The organism is Psychrobacter sp. 1U2 (assembly GCF_051847575.1).
The window spans coordinates 1-724 of the sequence record NZ_JBPYDC010001053.1; the positions used below are offsets into that span (position 1 = coordinate 1).

1 protein-coding gene and 1 pseudogene are annotated in these 724 nt (G+C 45.7%); one reads left to right on the forward strand and one right to left on the reverse strand.

Translation table 11 applies throughout. The features are described 5' to 3' along the window. Positions 1-299 (forward strand): annotated as a pseudogene (locus tag ACS8FD_RS20335) (potassium/proton antiporter); the annotation flags it as partial. Between the two features lie 62 nt (positions 300-361). Here the strand turns inward: ACS8FD_RS20335 and ACS8FD_RS20340 are convergent. Further along, on the reverse strand, positions 362-724 hold a 363-nt coding region (locus tag ACS8FD_RS20340; RefSeq protein ID WP_439277197.1), incomplete at its 5' end, for a LysR substrate-binding domain-containing protein.

Below are 724 nucleotides of genomic sequence, written 5' to 3' on the forward strand. Positions count from 1 at the left end.
TCTACGGAGATTGGTTGTTATCACCCAGTGTAAAGCTTGGGGATTTACCGTTTTTTACTGGTGTCATGGCATCCGAAACCCTCACACATAAGCTCAAGTCTAAAGCTGACGACCCATCAATAAACATGTGGCAGCAGACCGTGGCTGAGTACGTTAAAGAAAGCTTGGACACGGCTCCAGTGTCGGGTGATACGGTCACGATAAATGACGAATGGTCGTTAGTTATTAAAGAGGTCGATGACAAGGGAGCGCTTAGAACCATTGGCTTAAAACACCAAGAATTGCCAACGATGGTCTAAGACAATAAACAAGCTTTGATACTGTTAAAAAACCAAGCTATGCAAAATCAGGCCATGCAAAATCAGGCCATGTCTGACAAAGGGTAATGCTTCTGAACGTAGGCAATACACAGCTCATAAAAGGCTTGCGCTGGCGGTGAGATGGTTTTATTCGCTAATTTAAAGATGCCGATCTGTCTGTCCAGAGCTGGTTCCAGCAAATCAAGCCATACCAGTTCAGGCTCGTTAGAAGGGAAGGCGAGCTTGGGCAAAGTCGTGATACCAAGGTCATTGCGCAGTAGTGAAAACAAGGAGGTAATGTTTTCGACCGTGTAGCGCGCATTGCGGTTAAGCACCTCAGCAGGCGTGTTTTCAAGTAGCCGACAAGTACCATTATAGATAAAGGGCTGCGCGACTAATTGTTGCCATTTAAGCCCTTTTTTTCG